The 25,660-nt window shown below is 67.2% G+C and carries 28 protein-coding genes and 1 tRNA gene; 9 read left to right on the forward strand and 20 right to left on the reverse strand.

The window, feature by feature from the left end:
• Nucleotides 1–920: methyl-accepting chemotaxis protein (locus AUL32_RS26280; protein WP_280137583.1), on the forward strand; the 920-nt coding region annotated here is incomplete at its 5' end.
• 640 nt (nt 921–1,560) lie between these two features.
• Here the strand turns inward: AUL32_RS26280 and AUL32_RS12715 are convergent.
• Nucleotides 1,561–1,636: transfer RNA gene (locus AUL32_RS12715), tRNA-Ala, on the reverse strand.
• Nucleotides 1,637–1,818: 182 nt separating this feature from the next.
• Here AUL32_RS12715 and AUL32_RS12720 point away from each other — a divergent pair.
• From AUL32_RS12720 to AUL32_RS12730, 3 genes are all read left to right on the forward strand, one after another.
• Complete coding sequence (locus tag AUL32_RS12720; RefSeq protein ID WP_061973425.1) at nt 1,819–2,121, forward strand: YggT family protein; 303 nt, start codon at nt 1,819–1,821, stop codon at nt 2,119–2,121.
• Nucleotides 2,121–2,417, forward strand: coding sequence for a DUF167 family protein (locus tag AUL32_RS12725; protein ID WP_062115537.1), 297 nt, complete (start codon nt 2,121–2,123; stop codon nt 2,415–2,417). The genes AUL32_RS12720 and AUL32_RS12725 overlap by 1 nt, the downstream gene beginning before the upstream one ends.
• Nucleotides 2,418–2,505: 88 nt before the next feature.
• Nucleotides 2,506–2,931 carry a hypothetical protein gene (locus tag AUL32_RS12730; RefSeq protein WP_156421455.1) on the forward strand — a complete coding sequence of 142 codons (426 nt, stop codon included), beginning with the start codon at nt 2,506–2,508 and terminating at the stop codon, nt 2,929–2,931.
• A gap of 164 nt (nt 2,932–3,095) precedes the next feature.
• On the opposite strand, the gene ppa is transcribed toward AUL32_RS12730, so the two are convergent.
• The 7 genes from ppa to AUL32_RS12765 all read right to left on the reverse strand — a co-directional run bounded on the left by ppa (nt 3,096) and on the right by AUL32_RS12765 (nt 11,346).
• Nucleotides 3,096–3,671 carry an inorganic diphosphatase gene (ppa, locus tag AUL32_RS12735; protein ID WP_061973429.1) on the reverse strand — a complete coding sequence of 192 codons (576 nt, stop codon included), beginning with the start codon at nt 3,669–3,671 and terminating at the stop codon, nt 3,096–3,098.
• A 141-nt stretch (nt 3,672–3,812) separates the two neighbouring features.
• Nucleotides 3,813–4,319 carry a GNAT family N-acetyltransferase gene (locus tag AUL32_RS12740; protein ID WP_061973431.1) on the reverse strand — a complete coding sequence of 169 codons (507 nt, stop codon included), beginning with the start codon at nt 4,317–4,319 and terminating at the stop codon, nt 3,813–3,815.
• A 237-nt stretch (nt 4,320–4,556) separates the two neighbouring features.
• Complete coding sequence (locus AUL32_RS12745; RefSeq protein WP_062115543.1) at nt 4,557–4,937, reverse strand: PH domain-containing protein; 381 nt, start codon at nt 4,935–4,937, stop codon at nt 4,557–4,559.
• 99 nt (nt 4,938–5,036) lie between these two features.
• Nucleotides 5,037–6,053 carry a zinc-binding alcohol dehydrogenase family protein gene (locus AUL32_RS12750; RefSeq protein ID WP_062115546.1) on the reverse strand — a complete coding sequence of 339 codons (1,017 nt, stop codon included), beginning with the start codon at nt 6,051–6,053 and terminating at the stop codon, nt 5,037–5,039.
• Nucleotides 6,054–6,150: 97 nt separating this feature from the next.
• Nucleotides 6,151–7,131, reverse strand: a complete 981-nt coding sequence (locus AUL32_RS12755) for a tripartite tricarboxylate transporter substrate binding protein (RefSeq protein WP_062115809.1) — start codon at nt 7,129–7,131, stop codon at nt 6,151–6,153.
• 152 nt (nt 7,132–7,283) lie between these two features.
• Nucleotides 7,284–9,113: a translational GTPase TypA gene (gene typA / locus AUL32_RS12760; protein ID WP_061973439.1), complete on the reverse strand. Its 1,830-nt coding sequence runs from the start codon at nt 9,111–9,113 to the stop codon at nt 7,284–7,286.
• A 169-nt stretch (nt 9,114–9,282) separates the two neighbouring features.
• Complete coding sequence (locus AUL32_RS12765) at nt 9,283–11,346, reverse strand: M3 family metallopeptidase (RefSeq protein ID WP_062115549.1); 2,064 nt, start codon at nt 11,344–11,346, stop codon at nt 9,283–9,285.
• Between the two features lie 187 nt (nt 11,347–11,533).
• Between AUL32_RS12765 and AUL32_RS12770 the strand changes: the two genes are divergently transcribed.
• On the forward strand, nt 11,534–12,019 hold the full coding sequence (locus AUL32_RS12770; RefSeq protein ID WP_062115552.1) for a MarR family winged helix-turn-helix transcriptional regulator: 486 nt from the start codon (nt 11,534–11,536) through the stop codon (nt 12,017–12,019).
• Between the two features lie 74 nt (nt 12,020–12,093).
• Here AUL32_RS12770 and AUL32_RS12775 read toward each other — a convergent pair whose 3' ends face one another.
• From AUL32_RS12775 to AUL32_RS12785, 3 genes are all read right to left on the reverse strand, one after another.
• Nucleotides 12,094–13,116: an LLM class flavin-dependent oxidoreductase gene (locus AUL32_RS12775; RefSeq protein WP_062115555.1), complete on the reverse strand. Its 1,023-nt coding sequence runs from the start codon at nt 13,114–13,116 to the stop codon at nt 12,094–12,096.
• Nucleotides 13,117–13,231: 115 nt separating this feature from the next.
• Nucleotides 13,232–14,452, reverse strand: coding sequence for an argininosuccinate synthase (locus tag AUL32_RS12780; protein WP_062115558.1), 1,221 nt, complete (start codon nt 14,450–14,452; stop codon nt 13,232–13,234).
• 212 nt (nt 14,453–14,664) lie between these two features.
• On the reverse strand, nt 14,665–15,468 hold the full coding sequence (locus AUL32_RS12785; RefSeq protein ID WP_192847463.1) for a phosphatase PAP2 family protein: 804 nt from the start codon (nt 15,466–15,468) through the stop codon (nt 14,665–14,667).
• A 673-nt stretch (nt 15,469–16,141) separates the two neighbouring features.
• Here AUL32_RS12785 and AUL32_RS12790 point away from each other — a divergent pair.
• Together AUL32_RS12790 and AUL32_RS12795 are read left to right on the forward strand one after the other, a co-directional pair.
• Nucleotides 16,142–16,780, forward strand: a complete 639-nt coding sequence (locus tag AUL32_RS12790; RefSeq protein ID WP_062115563.1) for a LysE family translocator — start codon at nt 16,142–16,144, stop codon at nt 16,778–16,780.
• A gap of 53 nt (nt 16,781–16,833) precedes the next feature.
• Nucleotides 16,834–17,253: an EamA family transporter gene (locus AUL32_RS12795; protein ID WP_062115567.1), complete on the forward strand. Its 420-nt coding sequence runs from the start codon at nt 16,834–16,836 to the stop codon at nt 17,251–17,253.
• A 10-nt stretch (nt 17,254–17,263) separates the two neighbouring features.
• Here AUL32_RS12795 and AUL32_RS12800 read toward each other — a convergent pair whose 3' ends face one another.
• Nucleotides 17,264–17,923 carry a glutathione S-transferase family protein gene (locus AUL32_RS12800; protein ID WP_061973453.1) on the reverse strand — a complete coding sequence of 220 codons (660 nt, stop codon included), beginning with the start codon at nt 17,921–17,923 and terminating at the stop codon, nt 17,264–17,266.
• A 204-nt stretch (nt 17,924–18,127) separates the two neighbouring features.
• Here AUL32_RS12800 and AUL32_RS12805 point away from each other — a divergent pair, with 204 nt between their 5' ends.
• The gene (locus AUL32_RS12805; protein WP_062115570.1) at nt 18,128–18,595 is read left to right on the forward strand and encodes a GNAT family N-acetyltransferase; all 468 of its coding nucleotides are present in this window, start codon (nt 18,128–18,130) and stop codon (nt 18,593–18,595) included.
• A 421-nt stretch (nt 18,596–19,016) separates the two neighbouring features.
• Here the strand turns inward: AUL32_RS12805 and AUL32_RS12810 are convergent, their stop codons facing one another.
• The 6 genes from AUL32_RS12810 to thpR form a co-directional block, all read right to left on the reverse strand.
• Nucleotides 19,017–19,241 carry a BrnA antitoxin family protein gene (locus tag AUL32_RS12810; RefSeq protein WP_061973457.1) on the reverse strand — a complete coding sequence of 75 codons (225 nt, stop codon included), beginning with the start codon at nt 19,239–19,241 and terminating at the stop codon, nt 19,017–19,019.
• A gap of 4 nt (nt 19,242–19,245) precedes the next feature.
• The gene (locus AUL32_RS12815) at nt 19,246–19,692 is read right to left on the reverse strand and encodes a hypothetical protein (protein ID WP_062115573.1); all 447 of its coding nucleotides are present in this window, start codon (nt 19,690–19,692) and stop codon (nt 19,246–19,248) included.
• On the reverse strand, nt 19,689–20,915 hold the full coding sequence (rlmN, locus tag AUL32_RS12820; protein ID WP_062115576.1) for a 23S rRNA (adenine(2503)-C(2))-methyltransferase RlmN: 1,227 nt from the start codon (nt 20,913–20,915) through the stop codon (nt 19,689–19,691). Before rlmN ends, AUL32_RS12815 begins: the two co-directional genes overlap by 4 nt.
• A 291-nt stretch (nt 20,916–21,206) precedes the next feature.
• The gene (locus tag AUL32_RS12825; protein WP_061977615.1) at nt 21,207–21,713 is read right to left on the reverse strand and encodes an invasion associated locus B family protein; all 507 of its coding nucleotides are present in this window, start codon (nt 21,711–21,713) and stop codon (nt 21,207–21,209) included.
• Between the two features lie 321 nt (nt 21,714–22,034).
• The gene (locus AUL32_RS12830; RefSeq protein ID WP_082659631.1) at nt 22,035–22,529 is read right to left on the reverse strand and encodes a YkvA family protein; all 495 of its coding nucleotides are present in this window, start codon (nt 22,527–22,529) and stop codon (nt 22,035–22,037) included.
• Nucleotides 22,530–22,638: 109 nt separating this feature from the next.
• Nucleotides 22,639–23,232 carry an RNA 2',3'-cyclic phosphodiesterase gene (gene thpR, locus AUL32_RS12835; RefSeq protein ID WP_062115579.1) on the reverse strand — a complete coding sequence of 198 codons (594 nt, stop codon included), beginning with the start codon at nt 23,230–23,232 and terminating at the stop codon, nt 22,639–22,641.
• 225 nt (nt 23,233–23,457) lie between these two features.
• Here thpR and AUL32_RS12840 point away from each other — a divergent pair, with 225 nt between their 5' ends.
• Entirely contained in the window at nt 23,458–24,078 is a 621-nt protein-coding gene (locus AUL32_RS12840; RefSeq protein WP_062115582.1) for a GNAT family N-acetyltransferase, read from the forward strand.
• 172 nt (nt 24,079–24,250) lie between these two features.
• On the opposite strand, the gene AUL32_RS25260 is transcribed toward AUL32_RS12840, so the two are convergent.
• Entirely contained in the window at nt 24,251–24,775 is a 525-nt protein-coding gene (locus tag AUL32_RS25260; protein ID WP_156421456.1) for a hypothetical protein, read from the reverse strand.
• Nucleotides 24,776–24,957: 182 nt separating this feature from the next.
• Nucleotides 24,958–25,599 (reverse strand): arylesterase, encoded by a 642-nt coding sequence (locus AUL32_RS12850; protein WP_062115587.1) that lies wholly within the window; start codon nt 25,597–25,599, stop codon nt 24,958–24,960.
• Between the last annotated feature and the right edge of the window lie 61 nt (nt 25,600–25,660).

The raw sequence follows: 25,660 nt of genomic DNA on the forward strand, positions 1-25,660 counted from the left end.
CGGCCCAGGCCGCCGAGCATGCCGGCACCACGGGCGCGGCGGTGGCGCAGTCCACCGAGGCGATGCGCGCCATCGCCGAGAAGATCGCCGTGGTGCAGGAGATCGCCCGCCAGACCGACCTGCTCGCTCTGAACGCCGCGATCGAAGCCGCCCGCGCCGGCCAGCACGGCAAGGGTTTTGCGGTGGTGGCCTCCGAGGTGCGCAAGCTCGCCGAGCGCTCTCAGGCAGCGGCGGCCGAGATCGGCGACTTGTCCTCGCGCACGCTGGTGGTGGCGGAAGATGCCGGGGCGCGGCTGGAGCGGCTGGTTCCGGACATCCGCAAGACGGCGGAGCTGGTGTCGGAGATTTCGGCGGCGTGCCGGGAGCAGTCGATCGGCATCGAGCAGATCAACCAGGCGATCGGGCAGCTGGATCAGGTGACGCAGTCGAACGCCGGGGCGGCCAACGAGATGGCGGCCACCGCCGACCAGCTGTCCACCGAAGCGGGCCGGCTGGAGGAGCGGGCGGGCTATTTCCGCATGACCGACGCCGAGCGCGAGCGGTTGCTGCAGGACGAGGCGGTGGAGATCGAGGCGACGAACCGGCAGGCGGAGCGGCAGAAGACGCGCGGCGAGGGCGGCGCGGCCAAGCCAGCCTCGACCTCGGCCCCGGCAGCCGGCAAGGCGGCTCCGAAGTCCGCCCCGACGTCTGCCAAGTCAAACGCGCCCAAGACCACGCGGGTGCTGGGCAAGACCCCGGTGGCGGTGAGCGCGGAGACGGACCAGGATCTGTTCGAGACCGGCGCGGGCGAGAACCCCGTTCACAGCCTTCAGGCGCAGGCGGCCAGCGCGCTGGCGCGGCCGGCGCCAGCGGGTGGGGCCAAGGGCGGCTTCTCGCTGGATCTGGGCGGCGACGAAGGCTTCGAGCGCATGAGCCGCTGAGCCAAGGCTGCCTCAAATCAATCGACAGGAAAAAGCCCGGCGAGAGACATCTCTCGCGCCGGGCTTTTTCGCGACTGGAGCCCCAACAGACCAAGGCTCCGGCTGCTGGAGCGATGCTTCCCGCGCCAACAACGCAACTGGCCGATGTTTCCGCGTCCTCTTCCCAGCCTTTCGAGTGGGCACATCACGTGGAGACCGCGTGTGGTTGCCAAGCGTGAAGCCGAGCTGCGGCGCGCGGTTCATCTGGCCATGGGCGACCAACCGCAGTGACGACCTACCGGCTTTGCGTGCTCGCTATGACGGCCGAGGCACAATCTGCGACCTGCCGATGGTCGAGGGTTCTGCGGCTCGCGATGGGAAATAGGTGCGGTCGACAACCGCAACTGCGCTTGGCCTCTGCGCCGAAGCGAGAGCGCGAACGACGCGATCGGCCGTTTTCTCGATTCTTATTGCGAGTTCCAGGCAACAGAGAGGGCTTGGCGAAACTGAAACGCGGTTTCGGCTGCTCGATGTCGCGATTGAGCGACCACGGCCGAGCGAAAACTGCAACGTCTGGCGCGGATCGCTCGCGACCAATAGCCGGGCAAGCGCGCGAAGGCTCGATAAAACCAATCGAAGTTTTACAGAAAACGCCGGTGACTGGTGGAGCTGAGCGGGATCGAACCGCTGACCTCGTCATTGCGAACGACGCGCTCTCCCAACTGAGCTACAGCCCCGTCCACCGGTGAGCGGCATTTAGATCGGCGGCGGGGTGGCTGTCAAGCGGGCTGTCTCGATTCAGGTCTCGCCGTCGCGCGCTTGTCAAATCAGCGGCATGGGGGTGCCAAACGTTAGGGAAATCCCCATCTCCCTGGCCGATTGTGCGATAGCACAGTGGTCCACCATCCAAAGGCTCCCCATGCTCGCCGTCGTTCAAGTCGTCCTCCTGGTCCTCAACATTCTCTGGTGGATCATCATCGTCTCGGCGATCCTGTCCTGGCTGCTCGCCTTCAACATTCTGGACTATCGCAACAATTTCGTGCGCACGGTCAGCGACACGCTTTATCGCCTGACGGAGCCGCTCTACCGGCCGATCCGCCGCATTCTGCCCAATCTCGGCGGGCTCGATCTCTCGCCGCTCGTCGTGCTGATCGCGATCTTCTTCCTGCAGCAGATCATCTATCTCTACGTCGTGCCCGCGATCTACCGCGCCGGCATCTGATGCTCCTGTCCGTGCGCCTGACGCCCCGCGCGTCGAGCGACCGGGTGGACGGGATCGAGCTGTCGCCCGACGGCTGGCGGATCGAGGCGCGGGTGCGCGCGGTGCCGGAAAAGGGTTTCGCCAACGAGGCCCTGATCCGTCTTCTGGCCGAGGCGCTGGGCGTGCCGAAGTCCACGCTCTCGCTCGCCTCCGGCTCGAAGGGGCGCGAAAAGCGCGTGCGCTTTGCGGGCGACGAGGCTAGCCTCGGACATGCTCTTCGCGCTCACTCTTGCTTCCGCCCTGCTGGGATCGCCTGACGCACCGCCCCCGCCGTCCCAAGCACGCGCCGAGCCGACCGGGGCGGCAAGCCCCGTCATTTCCAGCCTCTGCATCGCTTCAGGTGAAGTGCTGCGATGCGCCGCGCTGCCAGGCGTCGATCTCTTCCTGAAAGGCCCGCCCGAGCGGCGAAGCGTGTCGCTGGGATCGCCGGACGGTTTCATTCCACCACCGCCCGAGCCCATGGCGCTTGCCTCCACCGCCCGCTGGCGCATGCTGGGCGCCCGCCCGCTCGCCGCAATCCTGCGCTACGCGCTGCCGGGCGCGCCGGACGAGGTTCTCCTCGTGGTGGTCAAGGCGCCGAGCGGCGAAGCGCCAGGCTGCCTCGTCGCCATTCTGGCCGGGATCGCGGGGAGTGAGAACGCGGAGGCCGACGCCTTGGCGGACGGGCGCGCGACGGCGTTCCGCTGCGGGGTCGACCGGCCGACATTCCTGGGCGAGCGCGCCGGCGCCGCTCTCCAGCGCGCGGGCTTGGCCTGGGTCCGCCTGCAATAAGGGCCGGCACTCCCGCCTTTCAAGTCCATGATCTTGCCGCGTCACCCTCGGGCGAAGCCGATCAGCTTCACCTGGAAATGCCCTAGCTCAAACGAAAAGGCGCGGGTCCCTCGCGGAACCCACGCCTCTCGTTCGTCCGGCCGCAAGGGCCGCAAGCCGTGGTGTCAGGCGTTTTCCTGGCCGACCGGCGTCTTGTTCTTTTCCTTCTCAGAGGCTTCGTCATAGCGAACGACGGCCTCGAGGATCAGCCTGCGTGCCTCGGCGGCATCGCCCCAGCCGCCGATCTTCACCCACTTGCCGGGCTCCAGATCCTTGTAGTGCTCGAAGAAATGCTCGATCTGCTTGGTCGTGATCTCGGGCAGGTCGGTGTATTCCTCGACCTTGATGTAGCGCTGCGTCAGGGCCGGCGAGGGGACGGCGATGACCTTCTCGTCCACGCCGCTGTTGTCCTCCATCTTGAGGACGCCGATCGGGCGGCAGTTGATGACGCAGCCGGGGAAGAGCGGGCGCGTCGAGCAGACCAGCACGTCGATCGGATCGCCGTCGTCCGACAGCGTGTGCGGAACGAAGCCGTAGTTCCCGGGATAGGTCATCGGCGTGTACAGGAAGCGGTCCACGAAGAGCGCGCCGGATTCCTTGTCCATCTCGTACTTGATCGGGTGGCCGCCGACGGGCACCTCAATGATGACGTTGATGTCCTCGGGCGGATTCTTGCCCCGGGCGATGGCGTCGATGCGCATGGGAGGTCTCCTCGAAATCGTCGGGCGTGTCTAACCCGCTTGCGGCCTCCGAGGCAATTGGACCGCTCAAATTCCCTGACGAAGGGTTAAAACTTGTGGTGACAATCGAGGGCAGATCGAAGGCCTGCGTCCCCGCCGGGGTCAGGGAAAGGTGAAAGCGAGCTTGCGCAACGTCACGCCTTCAAACGTCTCGGTGCCCGTGGCGACGTCGATGCCGCCCGCCGCCTCGTAGAAATGCACCGCGCCGGGATTGTCCTCCAGCGCCCAGACCGCCGTGCCGTTCAACCCGCGCGAGCGGATCAGCATGCGCGCGGCGGAAAACAGGCGCTGGCCGAAGCCGATGCCCTGGAACTCGGGTCGCAGATAGAGCTCGTAAACCTCGCCCTCGACGCCGAGCGCGCGAGTCCGGTTGCGCCCCAGCGTGGCGTAGCCGCCCATTTCGCCGCCATATTGAAGGACGAGGATCGTCGCCTGGTTCGCGATCGCGCTTTCCCACCAGGCGGCGTTGCGCCGCTCGATCATGCGCGTCAGCGTTCGATGCGGGATAAGACCGGCATAGGCGCCCCGCCAGGACGCTTCGTGCACGCGGCTCAAACCCACCGCATCGCGGGCTTCGGCCAGTCGGATCTCTGCGGCGATCGTCTTCATGGCCGGTTAACCATGTTGGACGACTTCCGATCCAACGCGAGTGTAAAAATCACGCGGTGATTCGGCAGGGGCATGTGTCATCGGGACGGGTCGTACCCCCTCGCAGGCGTGGCGGCAACGGCTTGACGGGGGCGAAAAGCGCGTGATCGCGAATCGGTGTTCGAGCCCGGCCGAGTGACGACGCGGGGCCGCGCCATCCGGGCCGACCCAAGCGTAGCGGGTCGGCGGCGCGGGCGGCTAGCGGCCGAGGACGCCGCCGGCCAGGGCCTTCTGGATGCCGCTCAGATTGGCGCCGCGCGACAGGTTTTGAAGGAAGGGCTGCGGCTGGCCGGAGACCCAGATCCGCAGTTCGGCGTCCGTGTCGAAGGAGCCGGCGGTCTCCACCGAGAACATGGTGACGGCGCGATAGGGAATGGAGTGGTACTGCCGCTTGCGCCCGGTCATGCCCTGCTTGTCGATCAGGATGACGCGGCGGTCGGTGAAGACGATCTGGTCGCGCACCAGCTGGAAGGCGATCTCGATCCCCTCATTGGGCAAGAGGACGGGCTCGAGCTCCGCCGCGAGCGCGCCGACGTCGAGGTCGCTGGCAAGGCCGAGAAGGCCGCTGAGAAATCCCATTCCCTTGTCTCCCAAAGCCCTGTCCCCGGCGAAGCGGGATCGCCTCGCCGGGGACAGGGCGCAAACGCTTGAAGTTCGAGTCTTCCCGGGAATCCGGGCTCAGGCCGCCGGCCAGCCGGCGATCACCAGTTTGCCGAGGCTGGCGCCGCGCTCGCTGATGCGGTGACCCTCGCGCACCGTCTCGGCCGAGATCGGCGAAAGGGTCTGCGTCCGGGTGGAGTGAAGCCGACCCGCATCGACAAGGCGCGAGATCTCCGACAGGAGCCGGTGCTGCTCGATCATGTCGGCGGTCTGGAAGAGCGGGCGGGTGAACATGTATTCGAAATGCAGCGACACCGACTTCTGCCGGATGGGTGCGAGATCGAGCGCCGCACTGTCGATCACGCACAAGTCCCCGAAGGGGCGGATCAGCGCTCCGATATCGGCCATGTGCTGGGGCGTGTGGGTCAGCGCGAAGACATAGTCCACCGGCTTGAAGCCGAGGGCGGCAAGCTGCGGCGCCATGGGTCTGGAATGGTCGATCACATGGTGGCAGCCGTTGCGCAGCGCGAACTCGCGTGATTCGGGCCGCGAGGCCGTGCCGATCACCGTCAGCGCCGTCAGCTGCCGGGCCAGCTGGGTGGCGATCGAGCCCACGCCCCCCGCCGCGCCGATCACCAGCAGCGTGCCGCGCTCGGTCTCGTCGGGCTGGATGCGGAAGCGGTCGAACAGGGTTTCCCAGGCGGTGATGGCGGTCAGCGGCAGAGCGGCGGCCTCGGTGAAGTCGAGCCGGTCCGGCTTGCGCGCCACGATGCGCTCGTCCACCAGCTGGAACTCGGCGTTCGAGCCCGGCCGGTCCACCGCGCCGGCGTAAAACACCGCGTCTCCGGGGCGAAACAGCGTCGCGTCGTCGCCCGCCGCTTCCACCACGCCGCTGGCGTCGAAGCCGAGGACGCGGGGAAAGCGCGCGGGGTCGGCCAGCGGCCCGCGCTGCTTGGTGTCCACCGGATTGATCGATACCGCCTCGACCCGCACTAGAAGGTCCCGCCCCGAAGGGGCGGGGCGGGGCAGGTCGAGATCCGTCAGATGCTCCACGCCCGCGTCGGGCGGCGATGCCCGGTAGCCTACAGCCCGCATGTCCGCTCTCCCCGTCCTGACGGCGCGAGGCCTGATCTACCGCGCCGGCCCGCGCCATCAAGACGTATCGACGGCAAGACATGTTGGGTTCGGCGCCTCAGGTGGCGAGGCCGAGCTCCTGAAGGAGAGCGCCGATCCGGGCCTGCTCGGCGGTGAGGAAGGTGCCGAACTCGGCCGCGTTCATGTAGAGATTTTCCCAGCCGCGCGTGCGGCAGACCTCGTTCCACTGGTCGCTGCGGGCCATCTCGCCCATCGCCTCGTCCAGGGCGGCAAGATCCGCGCCGGCAAGGCCGGGGGCGCCCATGAAGCCGCGCCAGTTCACGAGGTCGGTCGCCACGCCCTGCTCGCGGAAGGTCGGGATGTCGACGCCGGGCAGGCGCTGGGGCGAGGAGATGCCGAGCGCGCGCAGCGCCCCGGTCTTGATGAGATCGGCGAACTCGCCATAGCCGCCGGTCGCCACCGTCACGCGGTTGGTGAGCACGAGCGGCAGCATTTCGGAGCCGGCGCCGACCACGATATAGTTCATCTTCGACACGTCGTTGCCGCTCGCCTTGATGACGAGGGCGCTGACGAAATGATCGGGGCTGCCGAGCCCGAAGCCGCCCCAGGAGACCGAGCCCGGATTCTCCCGGTACATCGCGAGAAGATCGTCCAGCGTCTTCAACGGCGAGGCGGCGGCGACCACGAGCGGCTGGTATTCGCCCTGGAGCCGGGCGACGGGTGTCACGTCGGCGAGCGTCACCGGGCTCTTGTTGATGGCGACCGCGCCGACCATGCCGAGGCCGGCGGTCAGAAGCTGGTCGCGGCGCGCGGCGTTGACGAACTGGGCAAGGCCCACCGTGCCGCCCGCGCCGGGCACGTTGGCGACCTCGACATTGCCGATGATTTCGCGGTCCTGAAGGATGGTCTGCGCGGTGCGCGCCAGCGTGTCGTAGCCGCCGCCCGTGGAGGCCGCCGCCAGGATGCTGGCGTCCTCGAGCTTCGCCGCGAGGGCCGGTCGAAGCGAGCCGAGGCCCATCGCGCCCATCGCTCCGCCAACCGCCAGCCATTTGGAAAGATCGCGCCGCGTCCAGTTCATTTCCATGCCTCCCGCTTGCGCCGCCCTCCCGGCGGCGGGCAAAGCTTAGGAAAGGCCGAGGGCCGGGTCGAGAAAGCACACCAACGAAAAAGGGCGCGACCGAAGCCGCGCCCTTTCAATATGTCGTGACTAGAGCCTGCTGTGGCGCCGGATCAGGCGACCTTGCGGCTCTTCTCGAAGCGCTTGCGCTCGTTCGGGTCGAGATAGAGCTTGCGCAGGCGGATGTTCTTGGGCGTGACCTCGACCAGCTCGTCGTCCTGAATCCAGGACAGGGCTCGGTCGAGCGTCATGCGGATCGGCGTGGTCAGGCGAACCGCCTCGTCCTTACCGGCGGCGCGGATGTTGGTCAGCTGCTTGCCCTTGAGGACGTTGACCTCGAGATCGTTGTCGCGCTGGTGAATGCCGATGATCATACCGGCATAGACCTTGACGCCCGGGTCGATAACCATGGGCCCGCGATCTTCCAGGTTGAACATGGCGTAGGCCACGGCCTCGCCCGCCGCGTTGGCAATGAGAACGCCGTTGGTGCGGCCGGCCAGCTCGCCCTTGTAGGGGGCGTAGGAGTGGAACAGGCGGTTCATGATCGCCGTGCCGCGCGTGTCGGTCAGGAGTTCCGACTGGTAGCCGATCAGGCCGCGCGTCGGCGCCAGGAAGACCAGACGCTGGCGACCGCCGCCCGAGGGGCGCAGCTCCTTCATCTCGCCCTTGCGCTCGCTCATCTTCTGAACGACGACGCCCGAATGCTCCTCGTCGACGTCGATCACGACCTCTTCGATCGGCTCCAGCGTCTCGCCCGACGCTTCGTCCTTCTGCATGACGACGCGGGGACGCGACACGCCGAGCTCGAAGCCTTCGCGGCGCATGGTCTCGATCAGAACGGCGAGCTGCAGTTCGCCGCGGCCCGACACGAAGAAGGAGTCCTTGTCCTCGGACTCTTCGATCTTGAGCGCGACGTTGCCCTCGGCCTCCTTGAAGAGACGGTCGCGGATCACGCGGCTTGTCACCTTGTCGCCCTCGGTGCCCGCGAGCGGGCTATCGTTGACGATGAAGCTCATGGTGACCGTCGGCGGGTCGATCGGCTGCGCGACGAGCGGCTCGTTCACCTGCGGGTCGCAGAACGTGTCGGCCACGGTGCCCTTCTGGAGGCCCGCGATGGCGACGATGTCGCCGGCCTCGGCATAGTCGATCGGCGTGCGCTCCAGGCCCCGGAAGGCGAGGATCTTGGAGATGCGGCCGCTTTCGAGAAGCTGGCCTTCGCCGTTCAGCACCTTGACGGCCTGGTTCGGCTTGATCGAGCCGGACTGGATGCGGCCCGTGATGAGGCGGCCGAGGAAGGGGTTGGCCTCGAGGATCGTGCCGATCATCTTGAAGGGCTCGTCCTTGCCGGCGGTGTCCGGCTCGGGAACATGCTTCAGGATAAGGTCGAACAGGGGCTCCAGGCCCTTGTCCTGCGGGCCGTCCGGCGCGTCCGCCATCCAGCCGCCGCGGCCCGAGCCGTAGACGACGGGGAAGTCGAGCTGCTCTTCGGTGGCGTCGAGATTGACGAAGAGATCGAAAATCTCGTTCAGAACCTCTTCATGGCGCTCGTCCGGGCGGTCGATCTTGTTGATCGCGACGATCGGCTTCAAACCAACCTTGAGCGCCTTGCCGAGCACGAACTTGGTCTGCGGCATCGGGCCTTCGGAGGCGTCGACGAGGATCACCGCGCCGTCCACCATGTTCAGGATGCGCTCCACCTCGCCGCCGAAATCGGCGTGGCCCGGGGTGTCCACGATGTTGATCCGCACGTCCTTCCACACCACCGACGTCGCCTTGGCGAGAATGGTGATGCCGCGCTCCTTTTCCAGATCGTTGGAGTCCATCGCGCGCTCTTCGGTGCGCTGGTTCTCGCGGAACGAGCCGGACTGCGAGAGGAGCTTGTCCACCAGGGTCGTCTTGCCATGGTCGACGTGCGCGATGATCGCGATGTTGCGGAGCTTCATAAAGGGTCACCGAAAGGAGTTGGAACGCGTGAGAGGGCACGTCTCAAGGGAAACGGCCCGGGAAATTCGCGGTCATTGGGCGGTCTCATAACGGATTTTTCGCAAAAGCGAAAGGGAGGGTCCGCAAAGACCCTCGCTTTCGGATTCGCAAACACCAAATTTTCAGCGCTCAGGCCGCAAAGCCCCGCTTGCGCATCATGGCGTCGGGGTCCGGCTGGCGGCCCCGGAAGCGTTCGTAGAGCTCGGCGGGGTCGCGGCTGTTGCCCGCCGAATAGACGAAGTCGCGAAGGCGCTTCGCCGTTTCGGGGTGGAACGGGTCGCCCGCCTCCTCGAAGGCCTCGAAGGCGTCTGCATCCAAGACCTCGGACCACATGTAGGAATAGTAGCCGGCGGAATAGCCGTCGCCCGAGAAGACATGGGCGAAATGCGGCGAGCGATGGCGCATCACCATCTCGGCCGGCATGCCGAGCCGGTCCAAGATTTCGCGCTCGCGCGCCATCGGATCGGCGGGGGCCTCGCCCTCCTGATGGAACAGGAGATCGACCAGGGCCGAGGACGTGTATTCCACCGTGTTGAACCCGGCGTCGTAGGTGCGCGCGGCCTTCAGCTTCTCGGCCTCGGCCTCCGGCAGCGGCTCGCCGGTCACGGCATGGAGCGCGTGGCGCTCCAGGATGGCGGGCACATCCAGCCAGTGCTCGAAGAGCTGCGAGGGCAGTTCCACGAAGTCGCGCGAGACGGCGGTGCCGGCGAGCGAGGGATAGGTCACGTCCGACAGAAGCCCGTGCAAGGCGTGGCCGAACTCGTGGAACAGCGTGCGCGCGTCGTCCACCGACAGGAGCGCCGGCTCGCCGCGCGCGGGCTTGGCGAAGTTGCAGACATTGTAGATCACCGGCAACTGGCCGCCGTCGATCCCGTGCTGCGAGCGCAGCGCGCTCATCCAGGCGCCCGAGCGCTTGGAGGACCGGGCGAAATAATCGCCGACGAAGAGGCCACGCGGGGCACCGTCGGCATCCAAGACGCGCCAGGCGCGGGCGTCGGGGTGCCAGGCGGTCAGGCCGGGAAGCGGCTCGAACCGGAGGCCGAAGAGCCGGTTCGCCACGTCGAACGCGGCGTCGATCATCCGGTCCAGCGTGAAATAGCTCTTCAGCGCGCTTTCATCGATGGCGAACTCGGCATGGCGGCGGCGCTCCGACCAGTAGCGCCAGTCCGCCGCCGTGAAGGGGGCGTTGTCGCCGCTCGCCGCCGCCAGGGCGCGCAGCGTTTCGGCGTCCTGCAGCGCGGCTTCGCGCGCCTTGTCCCAGACGCGGGTCAGCAGCGCCTCGACATGGGCCGGGGTCTTGGCCATCGTGTCGTCGAGCTTGTAGTGGGCGAAGCTCGCAAAGCCCAGAAGCCGGGCCTTCTCGGCGCGAAGGCTGAGCATCTCGGCTATGATCGGCCGGTTGTCGTGGGCGGGGTCCATCTCGCCGCGCCGCGTCCAGGCCGAGAACAGTTCCTCGCGAAGCGCCGCGTTGGGGCAGAAGGTGAGGAAGGGCACGATCACCGAGCGCGACAGGGTAACGACGGGGCCGCCGGTGCCGCGCTCCTCGCCCGCGTCCCGCATGGAGGAGACGAGAAAGCCAGGCAGGCCCGCCAGATCCGCCTCGTCCACGGGGCGCGCGAAGGAGCGCTCGTCATGCAGGACGTTTTGCGAAAAGGCGGTGCCGAGTTCGGCGAGCCGGGCGTTGATGTCCGCAAGGCGCTCGCGCGCCGCGCCTTCGAGCTTGGCACCCGAGCGCACGAAGCCGGCATGGGTGCGCTCCAGAAGCCGCAGCGCCTCGCCCGAAAGGCCGAGCGCGACGCGCTTCTCGAACACGGCGTCGATGCGCGCGAAGAGGTCAGCGTTCAGCGTAATGCGGGAGGAATGGCGCGAGAGTTTGGGCGAGACCTCGCGTTCCACGCTCTGCAGCTCGTCGTTCGTGTGGGCGCCGGCCAGGGCGTAGAACAAGGAGGCGACGCGGCCCAGCGGGCGCCCGGCGCGCTCCATGGCCAGGATCGTGTTGTCGAAGTCCGGCTCGGCCGGGTCGGCGGCGATGGCCTCGACCTCCGCCGCGTGCAGCGCGATGGCCCGCTCGAAGCCCGCCGCGAAATCCGCCGGGGTCAGGGCCTCGAACTGGGGCAGCGTCTCTTCCGATCCGAACGCCAGTCGGGCGTCGAATTGCGAAAGCTTTTGCTCGAGCGCGGATTGTTGTGGCATTTGCGGTCTTCTCTTTGTGAGGGAACACAGATAGGTGATAATCCGCCTTCCCTAGAGAAGTCTCGGGCAAACTGTCCGACTGGGGAAGACTAGAGCCATTCATACCTAAACCGGATCGTGATGGTCTGGAATAAAACCCGATCCCGTAGAGGCCAGTAGCGACGTGTCAGAGCTTACAACCGGAAATATGTTCGGCTTTCTGCTGACGGATACGTCGCGGCTATTTCGTCAGTATTTCGAACGAATGGTGACGGAAAACGGTTTTGGTCTGACGCCCGGCGAAATCCGGGCCCTGGGTTACGTCATCCGCTTTCGCGGCTCGCGTCAGGCGCTGCTGGCCGAGCGCATGGGCGTCGAGCCGATGACGCTCTCGGCCTATCTCGATCGGCTGGAAGGGCGCAGCCTTATCCGCCGGACGATGGACACCAGCGACCGGCGCGCCAAGCTGATCGAGCCGACCGAGGACGCCTATGCCGTGATGCGCGAGCTCGACCCGCTCTTCACGCGCATCTACCAGCAGCTGACGCAGGGGCTCGACGCCGACGAGATGGCCGTCGTCGCCCAGTCGCTGGAAAAGCTGCGCGCCAACCTGACCAGCGATCCGCAAATCAAGGCGCCGTTCAATCTGATCGACCCCAGCGACGCGGCGGCCCGGACCGACGGTCCCTGCTGAGCGAACCGGGCAAGGCGTCGCCCGCGCCCGGCCTCGGCGAGAGCGTAGTGGCGCCTCGGCCGTAAACGCCACCGCTATTCCGCCGCCTGCGAATGCGACGACGCCTCGCCGCCGAGCGACAGCATGGCTTCGGCGGCAATCGCGAAGGAGCGAACGCGCGCCCGGTGATCGTGGATCTGCCCGGTCAGGATGATCTCGTCCGGCTGGTAGCGCGCGATCAGCCCCGCCAACCCGGCGCGCACATTGGCGGGCGAGCCCACAACCGATACGCGCAAGGCCTCGTCGACGCCCGGCCGGAAGGCGGGGTCGATCACGTCCTCGATCGCCTCCACCGGGCGCGGCAGCGGGCCGGGGTGGCCGGAGCGCAGATTGGCGAAGGCCTGCTGCATCGAGCTCTGGAGGCGCTTCGCCTCCGCGTCCGTCTCGGCCGCGAAGACATTGGCCGCCAGCATGAAATAGGGCTTGTCCAGCGTTTCGGAGGGCCGGAAGGTCTGGCGATAGACCTCGATCGCATCGTCCAGCGCGCCTGGCGCGAAATGCGAGGCGAAGGCATAAGGCAGGCCGAGATGGGCCGCGAGCTGCGCGCCGTAGAGGCTGGAGCCGAGAATCCAGACCGGCACCTGCGTGCCCACGCCCGGCACGGCGCGAAGCCGCTGGTTGGGCGCGGCGTCCGCGAAATAGCTCATCAGCTCCACGACATCCTGCGGGAAGTTGTCGGAACTTTCCAGGTTTCGGCGCAGGGCGCGGGCGGTCAGCATGTCGGTGCCCGGCGCGCGGCCGAGGCCGAGATCGATGCGGCCGGGATGAAGCGTGGCGAGCGTGCCGAACTGCTCGGCGATCACCAGCGGCGCGTGGTTCGGCAGCATGATGCCGCCGGCGCCGACGCGAATGCGCTGCGTGCCGGCCGCCACATGGCCGATCACCACCGCCGTCGCGGCGCTGGCGATACCGGTCATGTTGTGATGCTCGGCCAGCCAGAAGCGATTGTAGCCCAGCCGCTCGGCCTCTTGGGCGAGGTGGAGCGTGTTGCGAAGCGCGTCGGCCGCCGTCGCGCCTTCGGGGATGGGCGACAGGTCGAGAACGGAATAGGGGATCATCGTTCGGTATCCTTGGCTTTTTCCTCATCTGGTTGCCAGGATGCCAAAAGTGAAGGGCCGAGGCGCTCGGCCGCCCGGCGGATCGCCCCGCCGGGCCGTCTCGTCCAGCCGTCTTTTAGAGACCGTTGCGCTTGGCCAGCGTGCGCAGGCGCAGGGCGTTCAGCTTGATGAAGCCGGCAGCGTCCTTCTGATCGTAGGCGCCCTGGTCGTCCTCGAAGGTCACGAGCTTGTCGGAATAAAGCGACTTGGGGCTGGCGCGGCCGGTCACCATGACATTGCCCTTGTAGAGCTTCAGCGTGACCTCGCCCTCGACATGCTCCTGGCTGCGGTCGATCAGCGCCTGCAGCATCTCGCGCTCGGGGCTGAACCAGAAGCCGTAGTAGATGAGCTCGGCATAGCGCGGCATGAGCTCGTCCTTCAGATGCGCCGCGCCGCGATCGAGCGTGATGCTCTCGATGGCGCGGTGCGCGGCCAGAAGGATCGTGCCGCCGGGCGTCTCGTAGACGCCGCGCGACTTCATGCCGACGAAGCGGTTTTCCACGAGGTCGAGACGGCCGATACCGTTGTCGCGGCCGTAGTCGTTGAGCTTGGCGAGAAGCGTCGCGGGCGACAGGCGCTCGCCATTGATCGACACGGCGTCGCCGCGCTCGAATCCGACGGTGATGAGGGTCGGCTTGTCGGGCGCGGCCTCGGGCGAGATCGTGCGCATGTGGACATATTCCGGCGCTTCGACGCTCGGATCTTCCAGCACCTTGCCCTCGGAGGAGGAGTGGAGAAGGTTGGCGTCGACCGAGAAGGGCGCCTCGCCCTTCTTGTCCTTGGCGACCGGGATCTGGTGCTTCTCGGCGAAGTCGAGAAGGTCGGTGCGCGACTTGAAGCTCCAGTCGCGCCAGGGGGCGATGATCTTGATGTCCGGGTTCAGCGCATAGGCCGACAGCTCGAAGCGGACCTGGTCGTTGCCCTTGCCGGTGGCGCCGTGGGCGATGGCGTCCGCGCCGGTGCGCTTGGCGATCTCGATCAGGTGCTTGGAGATCAGTGGCCGGGCGATCGAAGTGCCGAGGAGATAGACGCCCTCATAGACCGCGTTTGCGCGGAACATGGGGAACACGAAGTCGCGCACGAACTCCTCGCGCACGTCCTCGACGAAGATTTCCTTGATGCCGAGCATCTCGGCCTTCCGGCGGGCCGGCTCCAGTTCCTCGCCCTGGCCGAGATCGGCGGTGAAGGTGACGACCTCCGCGCCCAGCTCCGTCTGGAGCCACTTCAGGATGATGGACGTGTCGAGGCCGCCGGAATAGGCGAGAACGACTTTCTTGATACCGCTCGGAAGGGCCATGCTTCGGAAAGTCCCCGAAAAAGAGAGGAAACGCTCCTGGAGCCCGGAGCCTGTTCGGGCACTCGGTCGGGTCGGTCCGACGGTGCTTTTCGCCGCCCCTTCGTCGCCTGTCCTCGCGGATGCGCGCTCGCATCGCTCGAGGTCGGCGCCTGGTAGCGTCGAAAAATCCCTCGACGGCCCCCCGCCGACGAATGTCCAATCAGGCTCTTAGCTCAGGCCGCCGCACGAAGAAAGAGTGCGCGCGCCTGCACCGCCGCATCGCGCCCGAACACCCGCAGCCGCTTGAGCGCGCGGGCGAGCGGCGCGCGCCAGCGCCCGTCGATGCCGCCGTCGATCGCCGCCGCATGCCGCGCGAAGACGCGGCCGAGAAGGAGCGTCGTCAGCGCGACGACGAGCCACGACACCAAGACGTCGGACAGGAAATGGCTGCCGAAGGCCACGCGATTCAGCGAGAAGACCAGCATGGGAAGAAGCAGCGTGAGGCCGGCGCGAAGCCGCAGCCCGCGCGGCGCGAGCATCGCCAGCGCCATCATCGCCATGGCGGAGGCCGCCTCGCCGGAGGAAAAGGAGCAATTGGTCCGGCAGGCGTCGGAGAACTGCCAGGCGACGGTGAAGCGGTCCTCGCCGCCGAAGGCCAGAATGTGCTCGGGCCGGGCGCGGCCGACCGTGTTCTTCAGCATATGCACGATGCCCAGGCACGCGACGAGATAGACCGATAGGACATGCAGGATCGCATGGGGCGGGGGGAGGAAGCGCCGCGCACCCCAGAGCCCGCGCGCCAGAAGAAGCAGGGCGAGCGCAGAGGCGATCCAGATCGGCAGCACCCGATTGAGGTCGCGGATCGCCAGCAATCCTTCGTCGCGCGCCAGCGGAAAGCCCTGGCCCGGCACCGCGAAAAGGCCGGACACGGCGAGGTCGAGATGCGGAAAGGCGGCGAAGGCGAGACTGACCAGAACGAGAAGCGCGAAAAGGGCGCTAGCCGGGCGGTCGCGCACAAGGCTCCGGCCACGCGCCAAGGCGTCCTCGAATCGGCCCGGTCGCGCCAAGCTTCGGCACCGATCGAAATTCGAGGTCCCAGTCCAAACCACGCGCTGCTCCCACGTCATGTTCGATTCGCGCGCCGATCCATGGGGAGGGCGCACGTCCATTGCCGTATCGGCGCGGATGATGACGAGGACTTGTTGAATTTATGTCGCGGCTATGAAAATTATATTCAAAGGTAGAATGAAATTTAGGGTGCCTTACTAATAAGAGTATCTTTGATACTTGGCGCCTTGCAGTCGATACCTCGAAGACTGTTTGACAACTCGCTCGTGTCAGTCCGCCGTCGCCCGTCCGCACGGACCGTTGCCAATCCTCTCCGATGGAGCTGGCATCACTCAAGTTCGGCGCCTCGCGAACGCATGAGAAATCCCTCGACGGCTCTCCGCCGCCGGGTCGTCGAACAGTCTCTTAGAACCCGTCCGAAAAGTCCGCCGGGTCGGCTCAACGGGTCTTTTCGCCGTCCACTTTGTTGCCAATCCTCGCCGATGCGCCCTCGCATCGACTGCGTTTGGCGCCTCGTGGAACGACGAAAATCCCCCGTTTATCCTTCGCCGAGGACTTCCCGGACGGACTCTGAGAAACCGGCTTGTTTTCCTTTCGGCTTCGGGCGACATCGAAGGCCACGCGCCCGAAAGACGGTGGCCCATGACCTTTCTGCCCGACGCTTCCGCCCTCCTCGCCTTCACGGTTGCCGCGATCGTGCTCACGATCACGCCGGGGCCGGACATGACGCTGTTTCTGGGGCGCACGCTGGCGCAGGGGCGGCGGGCCGGGATCGCGGCCATGCTGGGGGCATGCTCGGGCGTCCTCGTTCACACCACGCTCGCCTCGATCGGCCTGTCCGCCCTGGTGGCCGCTTCGCCGGAGGCCTTCCTGGCGCTGAAGGTGGCGGGCGCGGCCTATCTCGCCTGGCTCGCCTTCGCCGCCATCCGCAACGGCTCGTCCTTTTCGCTGGAGCGGGAGGCGATGGCGCCGCAGCCCTTTCTGCGCAATTGGCTGACGGGGGTCGGGATCAATCTTCTCAACCCGAAGATCATCCTGTTCTTCGTCACCTTCCTGCCGCCCTTCGTGGCAGCGAACGACCCCTACGCCGGACAGAAGCTGTTCTTCCTCGGCGTTTATTTCATCGTGATCGCGGTGCCCATGTCGATCGGCATGATCTTCGCGGCCGACCGGATCGCCACGACCCTCAAGAAGAAGCCCACCGTGATGCGCGCCATCGACTGGGTTTTCGCCTCGGTCTTCTCGGCCTTCGCCGTCCATATCCTTCTCGCCCGCGTCTGAGGCGGGGCGGGGATGATGCGGCAAAGGTTCAGGTCGACGCCGGCGGCGCTTTGATGGGCTGGCTCGGCTGGGCGCTCGCCTCGGCGGTCTTCGCTGCGCTCACCGCCATCTTCGGCAAGATCGGTGTCACCGGCGTCCAGTCCGACTACGCCACTTTTCTGCGCACGCTGGTGATCCTCACCCTGATCGCCGGCATCGTGACCGTCGGCGGCCATTGGCGCAGCCCCGCCGGATTGCCCGGGCGCTCGCTCGCCTTTCTCGTCCTGTCGGGCCTTGCCACCGGGGCGTCCTGGCTCTGCTACTACCGCGCCCTCCAACTCGGCCAGGCGGCCGAGGTCGCGCCGATCGATAAGCTTTCCGTGGTTCTGGTCGCCCTGTTCGGCACGCTCTTCCTGTCGGAGCGGCTGAGCCTCACGGGCTGGGCCGGCATCGCCCTGATCGCCACCGGCACGGTGCTCGTCGCCTGGCGCTGAGCCGTCTCACTCAGGCATAGGCATAGGGCCCGCCGCGCTCCAGCGCGCGGATATAGGCAGGGCGGGCGTGGATGCGCTCCAGGAAGGCCGCCAGATGCAGCCGTCCGCCGAAGCCGACGCGCGAGCCTGCCGCTTCCAGCGGGAAGCTCATCATGATGTCGGCCAGCGTCGGCTCCGCGCCGGCGAACCAGCCGGTCTCGGCCAGCGCGCCGTCCCAATAGTCGAGAAGCTCCGCCAGCCGAGGCTGCAGCAGGTGTCGGTCGACGCCGCGCATCAGCGCCTTGGCCACCGGGCGCATGAGAAGCGGGGCCTGGCCCGGAATGCGGCGGAACACCAGCGTCATGAAAAGCGGCGGCATGGCCGAGCCCTCGGCATGGTGCAGGAAATGCTGCATCCGCCACCAGTCCGCCGAGCCGCGCTCGGGCTGGAGCCGGCCCTCGCCATAGGTGTCCGCGAGATAGGCGGCGATGGCGCCGGTCTCGGCCAGCGTCAGCGCGCCGTCGGTGAGGATGGGCGACTTGCCGAGCGGGTGGATGCGCTTGAGCTCCGGCGGGGCGGCGAGCGAGGGCAGGCGCTCGTAGCGCTTCACCTCGTAGGGAACGCCCAGTTCCTCCAGCAGCCAAAGCACGCGCTGCGAACGGGAGTTTTCCAGATGGTGGAGCGTGATCATGCCAGCCTCGGCTTGCGGTTTTCGCCAGGCGTGACGGAAGGCCGGCGGTCTCGATGCGGCAGACCTAGCGCGGCAGGGGGCGGGGAACAGGCACCCGTCGTCTCTCCCACTGAGCGTCATCGCGCCGACGCTCGCGGCACCTGCGTCGGGGTGCCTGCATCTTCAGCGCTTGCGTCGGGGCGCGTTCCGGCCGATCCCTCGGACATGAGCGACCCCGCCCCCTTCCAGCTTCGCCCCGCCACGGATGCCGACCGCGAGGCGGTGAACGCGCTGTGGCACGCCAGCGCCGGCCTGCCCTCGGTCGGGGTTCCCGCCCTGCCGAGCCGCGAAGCGCTGCGCAAGCGGCTGGACGCGGAATGGGACGGAGCCTGGCGCGTGACGCTGGCCGTGCGGGAAGCGGCGATCCTCGGCTTTGCCGCCTTGAAGCCGGCGGAGCGAATTCTCGATCAGCTCTTCGTCCACCCCGACGCGCTGGGGCGCGGCGTCGGCTCGGCGCTGCTGGCCCATGCCAAGGCCGAGATGCCGGAGGGCTTCACGCTTCACACGCTGTCGGCCAACGCCCTGGCGCGGGGTTTTTACGAGGCCTCGGGCCTGACGCTCCTGCGCCACGGCACGCTGCCGGCCACCGGCACGCCGATCACCTATTATGGTTGGGGCGGCGCGGCGGGCTGAAGGGGCGAGCCGCAAAAGGGGGCTCTGAGCGGCCGACAAAGCTTCGGGGGGCTCGGTCCTTATGCCATGGGCATCGCGAACGATCGGGCTTCGCGCCCGCACAATCCTCGAACTTCGCCTCCCGCACCGAGGCAACCATCCATCGCCTGTGACAGCGTCGAGTGCTCTTGGAACGTGGAGCGAGACCTGCGGGCGGAGGATGGGCGATTTTTTCGTCCAGAGACGAGGAGCGAAGCTTGAGTGATGCCGGCGGCAGGACCCAGTCTTCGCGACGACGCCCTCGGCGAAAAGAACCCTCCAGCCGACCCCACGACGTTTGTTGGGTGCTTCAGGTGATCTTGGCGGCTCAGCTCAAGCTTTCGCGGCGAGGGATTGGGCAAAGGACCCGCCCGGCCGACACCATAGCTTTTGTCGCTGGGTCTCAGTCGAGCCCGACCGCCTTGCGCAGCGCGGCGTTGATCCGGTCCTGCCAGCCCGGTCCGTCTTCCTGAAAGCGCTCCAGAACCTCGGCGTCGAGGCGCAGCGTCACGCTTTCGCGCGCGCCGGGAATGCGCGGCGCTTCCGCGACGCGGGCGGCGGGCTTGGCGGTGGCGGCCTTGAACGCGGCTTCCGCGGCGTCGCGCGGATTGACGGGGCGTCGTGACATGGGATCAGTCCTTTGCCGGCTGGACCGGGATGGGCGAAGGGGACGGGCGCCGGGGGCGACCGGCGCGGTGGCCGGCCAGGACCCAATAGGTCAACGCGAAGGCAAGGCCCGCGACGATCGTCGCCGTCTGCAGGCGCATGTCGCCCACCGCCGGCCCGGCATGGGCGGCCACCGCGCCGCCGACGAGCCCGGCGAGAAGGTGGATCAGCACCGAGCGCAGCCGAAGCGCCTCGCTCAGCACGAGAAAGATCAGGAAGGGCACGAAGGCCACCCAGCCGATCCCGGCGGCCATGGTGGTGAAGCCCATCGCCAGCTGGATCGTCTGCATCGGGTCGGTGAAGGTCGCCCAGCCGATGTCCAAAAACGGCCAGAGCAGCGCGAAGGCCGCCGCGCAGCAGGCCAGCATGAAGCCGATCGGGATCAGGAAGAGGATGCGAAGAACGGTGCTCACACGGCGACCGCCGCCTCCAGAGCCAGACGATCGCCGCGCTTCATGCGCTCGGACTCCGATTTCAGCTGGCCGCAGGCGGCGAAGATGTCGCGCCCGCGCGGCGTACGGATCGGCGAGGCGTAGCCGGCCTGGTTCACCAGCTCGGCGAAGCGCTCGATCTGCTCCCAGTCGGAGCATTCATAAGGCGAGCCGGGCCAGGGGTTGAACGGGATCAGGTTGATCTTGGCCGGAATGCCCTTGAGGAGACGCACCAGCTCGCGCGCGTCGGCCAAAGAGTCGTTGACGCCCTTCAGCATCACGTATTCGAAGGTGATGCGGCGCGCGTTGGACAGGCCGGGATAGGTGCGGCAGGCGTCCATCAGCTCCTTGATCGGGTATTTCTTATTGATCGGCACGAGCACGTCGCGCAATTCGTCCGTCACCGCATGGAGCGAGATGGCGAGCATGACGCCCATCTCGTCGCCGGTCTTGCCGATCATCGGCACGACGCCGGAGGTGGACAGCGTGATGCGGCGGCGCGACAGGGCCAGCCCGTCGCCGTCCGACACCACGGCCAGCGCGGCTTTGACGTTGTCGTAATTGTAGAGCGGCTCGCCCATGCCCATCATCACGATATTGGACACAAGGCGCCCTTCCGAGGGCACGATCGCGCCCTGAGGCGTCGAGGCTTCGGGGAAGTCGCCCAAGCGCTCGCGCGCGGTCAGAACCTGCCCGACGATCTCGGAGGGCTCCAGATTGCGCACGAGGCGCTGCGTGCCGGTGTGGCAGAAGGTGCAGGTCAGCGTGCAGCCGACCTGGGAGGACACGCAGAGCGTGCCGCGCCCTTCCTCGGGGATATAGACGGTCTCGATCTCCACCGGGCGCCCGGCGCCGCGCGAGGGAAAGCGGAACAGCCACTTGCGCGTGCCGTCCACCGAGATCTGCTCCTCGACGATTTCCGGCCGGCGGATCTCGAAGCGCTCGTCCAGCGCGGCGCGCAGATCTTTGGAGACGTTCGCCATCTGGCTGAAGTCGGAAACGCCGCGCACATAGAGCCAGTGCCAGAGCTGCTGGACGCGCATCTTGGCCTGCTTGGCGGGAATGCCGGCCTCGACCAGCGCCGCGCCCATCTCCTCGCGCGAAAGGCCGAGCAGCGAGCGCTTGGGCGCGGAGGCCGAGGCCTCGGGCGCCGCGGCCGGGCGCGGGCGGGTGGTGGCGTCGGAAAGGTCGATCGTCGCGCTCATTGGGCAAACCCCGTCGCGCGGCGTCGGATACGCCCCGCATGGTGCTGAATGGTCATTTGGCTTCGGATCGAAGTCAAATGAGCCCAAATGCCGGAAATCGCAACCCCTTGGCGGGCGGAAGGCGAGGGCGAACGGCGAAAATGCCGGCGCAAGGGCCGGCATTAAGGAGCGAACCGCCGTCCAAACGGCTGGGCGAACGGTTCGGATGGGCGAGGCGGTGGGTAGACAGAGGCCTCCCACGCCATCATCGGTCAGGCGTTCAACGCCTGCCCGGCCTCGCCGACCCCCGCCTCACTTGCACTTGGCGATGGAGTTCAGCGCCGCCGTCACGCCGGCCAGCGAATAGGTGTAGTTCGTGGCGGTGCCGCGCTGCGAGGTCGCGTCCACCTTCATCGACTTGCCGTTCTTGAGCGCGGCGACGAGCTGAGGCTCTTCGGCGGCATTCTCCATCCAGGCGCTTTCGCCGCGCGTGAACATGGAGAACTTCTTGGTGTCGATGGTCACCACGACCTTGGAGCCGTCGCGCATGGGATAGCCCATCACCACCTGCGGCTCGTAGGTCGGCTTGGCGCCGGGCTTCTGCGACACGAGGAAGAAGATGTCGCCATGGTCGACGCTGGCCGGTTGCATGGTCTTGGGGGTCGACAGGACGTAGCAGACCTTGCCGCCGCTCGCGTCGTAGGAATAGCTGCCCCAATCGTTGAACTGGTTCATGCGCGTCGGCGTCTGCGCGGCGCTCGCCGCGCCCGAGAGCAGGAGCAGTGCCGCTGCAGCCGTCAGTACATGTTTCATGGAGATCCTCTCCCGTCGCAAACCCGATCGCCGCGCGCCTCGATCCCATCGAAACCGCACGAATTCATGAGCGGCATGGTGAACGAAAGCCCTTTCCACAGGGTAAACGATCTGCAAACCAAACCGCTGGAATGCGCGGCAAATGGCTTTTCGATGCGTTCGGCTCGGTTCACCAGCCCGATCGCTTGAGTCTCGCGTCGAGGGCGGCAGTGGCCCGTGGAAACGGGTAAATGGGGCAGGAGTGTGTTGCCTGCCGGGTCGAATCGCGGCCCGCGCCCCGGCGGGCGGTACGAGCGCGGTGCCGCAACGGCGCGATCACGAAACGGTTCACGCCTTGTGAGGCGGGGCGTCGGGCGCCGCTTCGGCGGGAGCGTCCGAGGCCACTTTGGTCTTCAACACTTCGCGCGCCCGGTCGTAATGCTCGGGGCGGATGTTGTTGCGCACCGCAGCCAGCGCGGCGAGCAGCACCGCCGCGTCGTCGGTATAGCCGAGCCCGGCGATGAAATCGGGAATCGCGTCGAAGGGCAGCACGAAATAAGCGAGCGCGGCCAGCAGGATGCCGCGCGAGGCGGCCGGCGTCTGGCGGTCCAGCGCGCAGTAGTAGGAGGCGACCACGTCCTCCGCGAAGGGAATGTGCCGAACGGCGCGCTTCAGCGTGGAAAAGAATCCGCGTCGGACCTTCTCCTCCTGCCGGCGCTGCTCGGTCTCAGTGCCCGGCAGCAGGATCTCTCCCTCCAGCCCCTTGGGCAGGGGCGCCAGGGCGGTCTCGCTCGCCGTCTCGCCGGCGGGGCTGTCCGACATCTCGTCGCGTCGATCCGTCATTCGGAGCGTCTCCATCGGGGGAACCGGCCCGATATGGGGCCGGTCCCGGCGTTTCGAAAGCGGGCGGAGCCCGTTCGCCCGGAAAACCCGTTCGCCCGGAAAAGACGCGTCAGCGAAAGGCGGGTTCCAGCAAGGCTCCGGCCTGTGCGGCCTCGCGCGCGCCGGACGAGCCGATCAGCGGGAAGGCCTCTTCCAGGACATAGGGGCCGCCGCCCACCGAATCGCGCGAGGAGAACAGGACGAAGCGGCCGACCGTGAAGGGCGGCGTGCGGAAGTCGCCCCGTCCGGCGAGATAGCGCGCCACGTCCTCCGCCTTGGGGTTGCGCAGGCGCGCCAGCGTGACATGGGGCGTGAAGCGGCGCGGATCGGCCGGCAGGGCGATGCGCCGCGCCACCTTGTCGATCTCGGCATGGAGAAGGTCGAGCGGGCGCGAGGACTCCACCCCGGCATAGACCGAATGCGGCTTCTTGGAGCCGAACGCGTCCACGCCGCGCAGCGCCAGCGTGAAGGGCGCCTGCCGCACCCGGTCGAGCCCGGCCACCAGCTCGTCGGCCGTGCGCGCGTCGACATCGCCGAAGAAGCGCAGCGTGATGTGGAAGTTCTCCGCGTCGATCCAGCGCGCGGAGGGCAGGCCGCCGCGCAGGAAGGACAGGCTCATCGCGGCATCGCGCGGGATCTCGAGGGCGGTGAAAAGTCGCGGCATGAGAGATCCTTCCCGCTATGGGCCCTCGCTCGCCAAGCCGTTCTCCGGCGTTCCGCGAGCCTTGGGACCGGGTGCCTTTACACGCCTATGATGTTCATCACATGGGGCTGACTTCAAGGTGGCGCATGGCACCCATGCGTGTCCTCCCGTTGCTGTTGCTGCGCTGCACACTTAACCAAGGGTTGACCCGGCGATGACGCCGACGCCCCTCTTGTGCCGTTTGCGATGTCACTCACTCATTCGTCCGACCGTTCCGCCCCGTGGGAGAACAGGAGCCACATCCGGCGCCTGCGCCGCTCCGATCGCGCCGACTTCGCCGCCCATCTCCTGCGGCTCGACGCCGAATCCCGGCGCATGCGCTTCGGCTCGGCTGTCGGCGACGCCGTGCTTGCGCGCTATGCCGAAGGCGCTCTGGGCGACGACAGCGTGCTGAAGGGCGTCTTCATGGACGGCACGCTGCGCGGCGCGGCGGAACTGCGGGCCATCCGCTCGCCGCTGCCCGAGGCCGCCTTCAGCCTGGAGCAGCCCTGGCAGGGGCAGGGCCACGGCGCGCGGCTCTTCGCCAGTCTGGTGGACACGGCCCGCAATTCCGGCCTGCGCCGCTTCACGCTCCAGTGCCTCAGCGGCAATGTCGCGATGCAGAAGATCGCCCGTCGGCATCAGGCGCAGCTGCATTTCGAGGACGGCGAGGTGACGGCCGAGCTTCGCCATCCCGGCGGCGACATGGCCTCGCTCACCCGCGAAGCGGCCGAAGAGCGCTTCGCACAGAGCCTGGCCGCCGCCGACCGAGCCCTCTACCGGCTCGCCACCGAAGTTGGCGTCGACCTGCGCCTGCGGCGGGTCTGAGGCTCAGGCTGCATTTCGACAGTATGGATCGCGTCTGACATGGGAGACGGAAGGCGATCACTCGTCTTCGAGCTCATGAGCGAGCCGACGCGTTTGTTCGCTCAGTGCAATCCCAAAGGAGCCGGATCGAAAAGCAGGGGGGACACCCCGAAGCGGGAGGGCTTCGCGGTCGTCAGTTCCCGCGCGAGTCGGGGGTCGCGTTCGGTCCCAGTTTGACCGCCTTTCGAATGCCGTCCAAGTCCACGCTGACGATGGGACTGGGGATGTTGTAAAGGGATTCCGGTCCTGTCCCCGCGATGCTCTGGAACGTGCTGCCGGCACGGCCCGATGACGACGCGGTGCGACCGCCGATCGTCGTGGCCGCGCCGAAATTCCCGGATCTGGCCACGGCATCGGCATTGGCACTGCTGACGGAACTCGATCCCTCGGTCGCTCGCTGCTGCGTCGAGCCGCGTTCGGAACCGACGACATTGGTCGCGTTCCCCAAGGAAGGGGGCCATGGCGATGGAGGCCAGCTGCCGCCCGGTGCGGAAGAGCCGGTGATGCTACTTTGAATGCCGCTACCGCCGGAAGAAGAGGTTCCGAGCCCGCTGGACGTTCCAAGCGCCTGAGCCTGTGCGGAGACGACGCCCGCACCCAAGGCAAAACCCAGCCAGACTATTGATGATGCCTGCATGCCTGCCTCCCACATCTTCATGGAACAGGTTCGGTCGGCAAATGCTGAAAGATGCAAAACCGGTTTTGCTGGATAGTTTCGCGGCACTATGAATTCATCTTACCGCATGACAGCAGTGCCATAGAAGCGACGTCGAACCTTTTGTCAGCAGACCGAGCGAAGAGGGTTCGAAATCCGCCGGTCGGCGCGCTCGCCCCAGCCCCTCAGCCCTTCGGCTTCGCCAGCGTCGCTTGCACCAGCGGCAGCATGCGCTCCACCACGATCGCCACGCCGTCTTTGTTGGGGTGCATGTAGTCGGCCTGGTTCAGCGCCGCGACGGAGGCGACGCCGTCGAGGAAGAAAGGGTAATAGGCAACGGCGTATTTCTGCGCGAGCTCAGCATAGATCGGGTTGAAGCGCTTGGCATAATCCTCGCCCATGTTGGGCGGGGCGATCATACCGGCGAGAAGGACGCGGGTGCCCGGCCGCGCGCTGAGGCGCTTCAGGATCTCGTCCAGATTGCGCTTCGTGACGTCGGGCGAAATGCCGCGCAGCGCATCGTTGGCACCGAGCTCCACGATCACGAGGTCGGCACTCTGGGGCACCGACCAGTCGAGGCGCGCAAGGCCTCCCGTGGTCGTGTCGCCCGAGACGCCGGCATTGGCGACCACGGCCTCGACGCCCGCCTTGCCGAGCGCCGCCTGCAGCTGCTCGGGAAAGGATTCGCCGGGGCCGACGCCGTAGCCCGCCGAGAGGCTGTCGCCGAAGGCGACGATCTCCGCCGGCGCGGCCCGGGCGGGCGCGAGAGCGCCGCAGACCCCGAGGCCGATCGTCACGAAGGCGAGAAGCGATTGGAACCGACCCATCTGCCATCCATATCTTAGCAACTGCGAGATTTCGTCGAACGCGCCAAGCGGCCCCAAGGCC

It is taken from the genome of Aureimonas sp. AU40, from assembly GCF_001463785.1.
Lineage (GTDB): Bacteria > Pseudomonadota > Alphaproteobacteria > Rhizobiales > Rhizobiaceae > Aureimonas.

Coding starts and splice junctions, on each gene's coding strand:
- AUL32_RS12720 (WP_061973425.1), top strand. CDS start 1,819: ATGCTCGCCGTCGTTCAAGTCGTCCTCCTGGTCCTCAACATTCTCTGG.
- AUL32_RS12725 (WP_062115537.1), top strand. CDS start 2,121: ATGCTCCTGTCCGTGCGCCTGACGCCCCGCGCGTCGAGCGACCGGGTG.
- ppa (WP_061973429.1), bottom strand. CDS start 3,671: ATGCGCATCGACGCCATCGCCCGGGGCAAGAATCCGCCCGAGGACATC.
- AUL32_RS12740 (WP_061973431.1), bottom strand. CDS start 4,319: ATGAAGACGATCGCCGCAGAGATCCGACTGGCCGAAGCCCGCGATGCG.
- AUL32_RS12745 (WP_062115543.1), bottom strand. CDS start 4,937: ATGGGATTTCTCAGCGGCCTTCTCGGCCTTGCCAGCGACCTCGACGTC.
- AUL32_RS12750 (WP_062115546.1), bottom strand. CDS start 6,053: ATGCGGGCTGTAGGCTACCGGGCATCGCCGCCCGACGCGGGCGTGGAG.
- AUL32_RS12755 (WP_062115809.1), bottom strand. CDS start 7,131: ATGAACTGGACGCGGCGCGATCTTTCCAAATGGCTGGCGGTTGGCGGA.
- typA (WP_061973439.1), bottom strand. CDS start 9,113: ATGAAGCTCCGCAACATCGCGATCATCGCGCACGTCGACCATGGCAAG.
- AUL32_RS12765 (WP_062115549.1), bottom strand. CDS start 11,346: ATGCCACAACAATCCGCGCTCGAGCAAAAGCTTTCGCAATTCGACGCC.
- AUL32_RS12770 (WP_062115552.1), top strand. CDS start 11,534: ATGTTCGGCTTTCTGCTGACGGATACGTCGCGGCTATTTCGTCAGTAT.
- AUL32_RS12775 (WP_062115555.1), bottom strand. CDS start 13,116: ATGATCCCCTATTCCGTTCTCGACCTGTCGCCCATCCCCGAAGGCGCG.
- AUL32_RS12780 (WP_062115558.1), bottom strand. CDS start 14,452: ATGGCCCTTCCGAGCGGTATCAAGAAAGTCGTTCTCGCCTATTCCGGC.
- AUL32_RS12790 (WP_062115563.1), top strand. CDS start 16,142: ATGACCTTTCTGCCCGACGCTTCCGCCCTCCTCGCCTTCACGGTTGCC.
- AUL32_RS12795 (WP_062115567.1), top strand. CDS start 16,834: ATGGGCTGGCTCGGCTGGGCGCTCGCCTCGGCGGTCTTCGCTGCGCTC.
- AUL32_RS12800 (WP_061973453.1), bottom strand. CDS start 17,923: ATGATCACGCTCCACCATCTGGAAAACTCCCGTTCGCAGCGCGTGCTT.
- AUL32_RS12805 (WP_062115570.1), top strand. CDS start 18,128: ATGAGCGACCCCGCCCCCTTCCAGCTTCGCCCCGCCACGGATGCCGAC.
- AUL32_RS12810 (WP_061973457.1), bottom strand. CDS start 19,241: ATGTCACGACGCCCCGTCAATCCGCGCGACGCCGCGGAAGCCGCGTTC.
- rlmN (WP_062115576.1), bottom strand. CDS start 20,915: ATGAGCGCGACGATCGACCTTTCCGACGCCACCACCCGCCCGCGCCCG.
- AUL32_RS12830 (WP_082659631.1), bottom strand. CDS start 22,529: ATGACGGATCGACGCGACGAGATGTCGGACAGCCCCGCCGGCGAGACG.
- thpR (WP_062115579.1), bottom strand. CDS start 23,232: ATGCCGCGACTTTTCACCGCCCTCGAGATCCCGCGCGATGCCGCGATG.
- AUL32_RS12840 (WP_062115582.1), top strand. CDS start 23,458: ATGTCACTCACTCATTCGTCCGACCGTTCCGCCCCGTGGGAGAACAGG.
- AUL32_RS25260 (WP_156421456.1), bottom strand. CDS start 24,775: ATGAAGATGTGGGAGGCAGGCATGCAGGCATCATCAATAGTCTGGCTG.
- AUL32_RS12850 (WP_062115587.1), bottom strand. CDS start 25,599: ATGGGTCGGTTCCAATCGCTTCTCGCCTTCGTGACGATCGGCCTCGGG.